A 5,460-nucleotide genomic window follows, 5' to 3' on the forward strand; every position below is an offset into this window, starting at 1 on the left:
CTGCGCTCGTCACGTTCCGGCCTCCTGGCGGCTCCGGGGACGCGGGGCGCCGCGCGCCGCGAGGGGCACGTGGTGCGAGGTGTGCCCGCGGTGCGGCGTGCGGCAGCCCGGCCGTGGCTCGGCGGCTCCGTCCCACCCCTGTTCTTCCCCCCGGGGGCGCTTCGCTCACGTTTCGCCTCCGCGGGGCGCGCCGTTCACGCGGGGGCCTGTGGCGACTGGGGAGAAGAGCGCAGGTGGGGACGGCAGTTGGAACGCAACGGTGACAAACGCGGGGGGCTCGCGCGTTCAGGTGTGTGGTTATCTGACTGTGCGGATCGATCGCGGGGGGCGCACAAGCGGTCCCCGTGCGTGTGCGAGGGGAGACACAGGAGTGAGCGGGCGACCGACGGCGTACGCGGGTGCGGGGCGGCTGCGGGGGAGCGGTGGCGGGGCACGGGCCCTGCCCGCGCTGCTGCTCGGCGTGCTCCTGCTGCTGGTGACGGCGTGCAGTGGGGGCGGGGACGGTGCGGGAGCGGACGGCAAGAACGGGGGCAAGGTCAAGCCGAGTCCGACCCTCTCGCAGGCGGTCGTGACCGTCGTGCCGAAGGACGGCGCCAAGGACGTGGACACCAGCGGCGCCCTGAAGATCACCGCGAGCAAGGGGAAGCTCACCAAGGTCCAGGTCGCCGACACCAAGGGCGCCGAGGTCGCGGGCGACATCGTCGAGGGCGGCACGGCCTGGCGGCCGAAGCTCCACCTCGCCGCTTCGACCACGTACAAGGTGCACGCCGTCGCAAAGGACACACACGGCCGCGAGTCGGCGAGGGACACGACGTTCACGACGCTCGTGCCGAAGAACACCTTCATCGGCCGCTTCACGCCCGAGGACGGCGCGACGGTCGGCGTCGGCATGCCGGTCTCGCTGAACTTCTCGCGCGGCATCACGGACCCGAAGGCCGTCGAGCGCGGCATCGAGGTCAAGGCCGAACCGGACGTCGAGATCCGCCACAAGTGGTACGGCAACGACCGCCTCGACTTCCGCCCCGAGAAGTACTGGGCGCCGGGCACGAAGGTGACGCTCACGCTCGCGCTCGACGGCGTCGAGGGCCGCCCGGGCGTCTACGGCAAGCAGGCCAAGACGGTGCACTTCACGATCGGCCGCAGCCAGGTCTCCTACGTGGACGCGAGCGCGCACACGATGCGCGTGACCCGCGGCGGCAAGACGGTCAAGAACATCCCCATCACGGCGGGCGCCCCCGGCAGCACGACGTACAACGGGCAGATGGTCATCAGCGAGAAGTACCCGGTGACCCGGATGAACGGCGAGACGGTCGGCTACGGCGGCGAGTACGACATCCCCGACGTCCCGCACGCCATGCGCCTGTCCACCTCGGGCACCTTCGTGCACGGCAACTACTGGGCGGGCCCCGGCGTCTTCGGCAACCAGAACGCGAGCCACGGCTGCGTCGGCCTGCGCGACGCGCGCGGCGGCGGCGACTCCTCGACGCCCGCCGCGTGGTTCTACAACAGCTCGCTCCTCGGCGACGTCGTCGTCGTCTCGCACTCCAACGACAAGCAGATCCAGTGGTGGAACGGCCTCAACGGCTGGAACCTGCCGTGGGGCGAGTGGGAGAGCTGACGGCCCTCGGGGCGGTACGGGTACGGGGCGGCGCCTTCGCGGGCGGCGCCCCGTACCCGTACCGCCCCTGTGGCACAGCGCACGTCCGCGGCCGTGACCTGGGCACATAAGGTGCAGGCATGACTGTGCTCTTCGACGTCGACGAAGGTGTCGCCACCCTCACCCTCGACCGGCCCCCCATGAACGCGCTCAACGTCGCCGTGCAGGACCGCCTGCGCGCACTCGCGGACGAGATCACCCGCAGGGACGACGTGCGGGCCGTCGTGATCCGCGGCAGCGAGAAGGTCTTCGCGGCCGGGGCCGACATCAAGGAGATGCGCGACATGAGCCACAAGGACATGGTCCTGCGCTCGCGCGCCCTCCAGGAGGCGTTCACCGCCGTCGCGCGCATCCCGAAGCCCGTCGTCGCCGCCGTCACCGGCTACGCGCTCGGCGGCGGCTGCGAACTCGCCCTGTGCGCCGACCACCGCGTCGCCGCCGAGAACGCGAAGCTCGGGCAGCCCGAGATCCTCCTCGGCCTCATCCCCGGCGCCGGCGGCACGCAGCGCCTCGCGCGCCTCATCGGCCCCTCGCGCGCCAAGGACCTCATCTTCACCGGGCGTCAGGTGCGCGCGGACGAGGCGCTGCGGATCGGTCTCGTGGACCAGGTCGTCCCGGCCGAGGAGGTCTTCGCCGCCGCGCACGCGTGGGCCGCGAAGCTCGCCAAGGGCCCCGCGCTCGCGCTGCGGGCCGCGAAGGAGGCCGTGGACGGCGGCCTGGAGACGGACATCGACACCGGGCTCGCGCTCGAACGCACGTGGTTCGCGGGGCTGTTCGCGACCGAGGACCGCGAGACCGGGATGCGCAGCTTCGTCGAGGACGGGCCGGGCAAGGCACACTTCGGCTGAGCGGCCTCCAGGGCGCGCGCACGCGTGCGCGGCCCCCGTGCCGGGCGTGCCGTCCTCGCCGTCCCCGGGCGCGCGGGGGCGCGCACGCCCCGCGTGCGACGTCTTATGTCCGCCTTAAGCGAACCTTAAGAAACGGTGCGCACCCGGGGGGTGATCACGCGTCCGCACAGCGTCATCACCCCCGGTGACCCCCGCCGGAGCTTCCCTTTTGCCTTCGGCATATGCCGAGCGTGGTCTTCACGAGCTTCCCGGCGGCCCGTCATATTCCGCCGGAACGCGCCCGCGTACCGCTGGGGAGCGCCATCATGGGGGGCATGGCGGGGCTGGAGGGCACAGAGCACACGCGGCGGGCCGAGCAGGGCGGGCCCGCGGCACGGTGGACGCCGGGCGCGAAGGACGAACGCGCCCTGGCGGCCTTGGACGCGCACGGGAACCCGGCGGAGTCGGAGATCCGCGTCGAGGCGACCCCGGAGTCGGGGGGTGAGTTGCGCTGCCTCGCCGCGCTCGTCGTCACCGAGGAGTGGAGGCTGTCGCCCGCACTCGCCGAGACCACCGCGCTCCTCGTCTCGGAGCTGCTCGGCAACGCCGTGCGGCACGCGGGCGCGCGCTCCTTCGGGCTGCGCATGACCCGGCGGCCAGGGCGTATCCGCGTCGAGTTCCGCGATCCCTCGCGGGCCCTGCCCTGCGTCATGCCGTCCTTCGGGACGGCCGTCACGAGCGGCTACGGGCTCGCGCTCGTCGAGCGGCTCAGCGAGCGGTGGGGCGTGGACCTGCTGCCCGTCGGCAAGAAGACGTGGTTCGAGCTGCGCGTGACGGACCGCTGAGGCCCCTCGCCCCGCCCTGTCCGCGCGTCTCACCGCCCCGGCCTCTCCGCGTGGCTCAGGCCGCCCCCTCCGCCGGGCGCCACAGCAACGCCTCCGCCCCCACGGCGCGGTACCCCGCCGCCTGGAAGGCCCGCACGCTGCGCGCGTTCCCCGGGGCCTGCTGCGCCCACACCGCCGCGTCCGGTACGAGGTGACGCGCCGCCAGCGCGAGGGCGCGGCCCCGCCCCCGTACCGCCGACTCCTTCTCGATCGCCGTCTCCCAGCGCCCGCCCGGCCCCCGGCCGAGGAGCACCACGTCGCCCTCGGCCGTCTCCCAGACCCGCACCTCCGTGCGGCGCCGCAGCGCCCTGGCCACCCGCGGATGCCCCTGCGGCGCGCGCTCGCGCAGCTCCAGCGGGGGCGGGCCGGGGAGCGCGGGGGCGACCGTCAGGAGGTCCACCGTGTCCATCCGGCGCCCGGTCCGCGCCAGGAGCGCGGCGAGGAAGGACGGGTGCAGGCTCGCGGCGAGCGGGTCGGAACCGGAGCGCGCGAGCCGCTCCCGCACCCACTCCTCGTCCGCGTCCGCGAAGACGAAGGACCGCGCCGTCAGCGCGAGCACCCCCGCCTCGCGCTCCCCGCCCAGCGGCCACACCGTCGTCGTCCCGTCCGGCGCGGGGAAACGCCCCCGCGCCAGGTCCGCGAAGAGCGCGCCCAGGTCCGTCATCTTCCGTACTCCCTCTCCCCGTCAGGGTCTCGCCCTCCTCGCGCCGGGGCGGGCCGGATACCCTGACCGCCGTACAGAAGCACCGAGAAGGGGTGGACGGGCGATGGCCGACATCGAAGAGGCACGCAAGACGTTCCAGCAGTTCGACGCCGACGGGGACGGTTTCATCACCGCCGACGAGTACAAGTCGGCCATGGCCCGCATGGGCGACTTCTACGTCACCGCGTCCGTCGCCGAGGCCATCATCGCCTCGAAGGACGCCAACGGCGACAAGCTCCTCTCCTTCGAGGAGTTCTGGGCGGGCGTCCACAAGGGCTGATCACGCGAGGGGGCGGCCCGTCGACACGGACCGCCCCCACGTACCGCCGCTCTCAAGCCTGGACGGCGCGCGCCCGTCCCGCCGTCCGCACGCTCCACCGGCCCCCGTGCCGTTCGAGCCGCAGCGGGTGCCCGAAGCACTCCGAGGCCGACTCGCTCGTCAGCACCTCGTCCACGGGCCCGCTCCCGAGCACCTTCCCGCCGCGCAGCAGCAGCGCGTGCGTCGTACTCGGCGGCAGCTCCTCCAGGTGGTGCGTCACGAGGACGGAGGCGAGCGCGGGGCGACCGGCGGTGAGCGCCTCGATGCTCTCGATGAGCTGCTCGCGGCCCGCGACGTCGAGCCCGGTCGCCGGTTCGTCGAGGAGCAGCAGGCGGGGCTCCGGCATGAGGGAGCGCGCGATGAGCGCGCGGCCCCGCTCGCCCTGCGAGAGCGTCGGCCACGTCGCGTCGGCGCGGTGCCCGAGGCCGAGCGTCGCGATGAGCCGCCCCGCGCGCTCGCGCTGCTCCGGGTCGGGCTGCCAGCGCGGCAGCGGCTCGACGCTGTTCGTCAGCCCGGTCAGTACCACGTCGCGCACCTTCAGCGCGCTGCGCAGCGGGTGGCGCGGGTTCACATGCCCGACGTACGTCCGCAGTTCCCGCAGGTCCACGCGCCCGAGCCGGCGTCCCAGCACCTCGACCTGCCCGCGCGTGGGGTGGCTGAGCGCCCCGAGCAGGCTCAGGAGCGTCGTCTTGCCCGCGCCGTTGGCGCCGAGCAACGCCCAGTGCTCGCCCTCGCGGACGGTGAGGGACACCCGGTCCAGGAGAAGGGCGCCGTCGCGGACGAGCTCGACCTCCTCGGCGTGCAGCACCGCTGCCGCCCGGGCCTCGTCCTCTGCTTCTGCTTCTGCTTCGCGTACGGGAGTGGTGGTCATAGTGCACCGAAAGGTACGCCCGCGCGGGCGGCGCACGCCCGGCCCGTTCACGATACGGACGCACCCGCGGCGGGCGTCCGCCCTCCGCCCTCCGCCCCCCGCCCCCCCGCCCTCCGCCTCAGCCCTCCGCCGCCGCCACCGGCAGCCGCAGCGCCGACGCGCCCGTGCTCCACGCCGTGAGCGTGTGCGCGGCGAGGCG

The 5,460-nt window shown here is 74.1% G+C and carries 6 protein-coding genes; 4 read left to right on the plus strand and 2 right to left on the minus strand.

Annotated elements, in window-relative coordinates:
- Window positions 1-370: 370 nt before the first annotated feature.
- The 3 genes from G3I42_RS31615 (at window position 371) to G3I42_RS31625 (ending at window position 3,329) form a co-directional block, all read left to right on the plus strand.
- Window positions 371-1,618 (plus strand): Ig-like domain-containing protein, encoded by a 1,248-nt coding sequence (locus G3I42_RS31615; RefSeq protein ID WP_164291122.1) that lies wholly within the window; start codon window positions 371-373, stop codon window positions 1,616-1,618.
- Window positions 1,619-1,737: 119 nt separating this feature from the next.
- The gene (locus G3I42_RS31620) at window positions 1,738-2,505 is read left to right on the plus strand and encodes an enoyl-CoA hydratase/isomerase family protein (RefSeq protein WP_164291123.1); all 768 of its coding nucleotides are present in this window, start codon (window positions 1,738-1,740) and stop codon (window positions 2,503-2,505) included.
- Between the two features lie 221 nt (window positions 2,506-2,726).
- Complete coding sequence (locus G3I42_RS31625) at window positions 2,727-3,329, plus strand: ATP-binding protein (protein WP_203607611.1); 603 nt, start codon at window positions 2,727-2,729, stop codon at window positions 3,327-3,329.
- Between the two features lie 55 nt (window positions 3,330-3,384).
- On the opposite strand, the gene G3I42_RS31630 is transcribed toward G3I42_RS31625, so the two are convergent.
- Complete coding sequence (locus tag G3I42_RS31630) at window positions 3,385-4,032, minus strand: GNAT family N-acetyltransferase (RefSeq protein ID WP_164291124.1); 648 nt, start codon at window positions 4,030-4,032, stop codon at window positions 3,385-3,387.
- A 103-nt stretch (window positions 4,033-4,135) separates the two neighbouring features.
- On the opposite strand from G3I42_RS31630, the gene G3I42_RS31635 reads away from it, so the two are divergent.
- Complete coding sequence (locus G3I42_RS31635) at window positions 4,136-4,351, plus strand: EF-hand domain-containing protein (protein ID WP_010270056.1); 216 nt, start codon at window positions 4,136-4,138, stop codon at window positions 4,349-4,351.
- 52 nt (window positions 4,352-4,403) lie between these two features.
- On the opposite strand, the gene G3I42_RS31640 is transcribed toward G3I42_RS31635, so the two are convergent.
- Window positions 4,404-5,261, minus strand: a complete 858-nt coding sequence (locus tag G3I42_RS31640; protein ID WP_164291125.1) for an ATP-binding cassette domain-containing protein — start codon at window positions 5,259-5,261, stop codon at window positions 4,404-4,406.
- Window positions 5,262-5,460: the final 199 nt, after the last annotated feature.

The organism is Streptomyces sp. SID11385 (assembly GCF_010548245.1).
GTDB lineage: Bacteria > Actinomycetota > Actinomycetes > Streptomycetales > Streptomycetaceae > Streptomyces.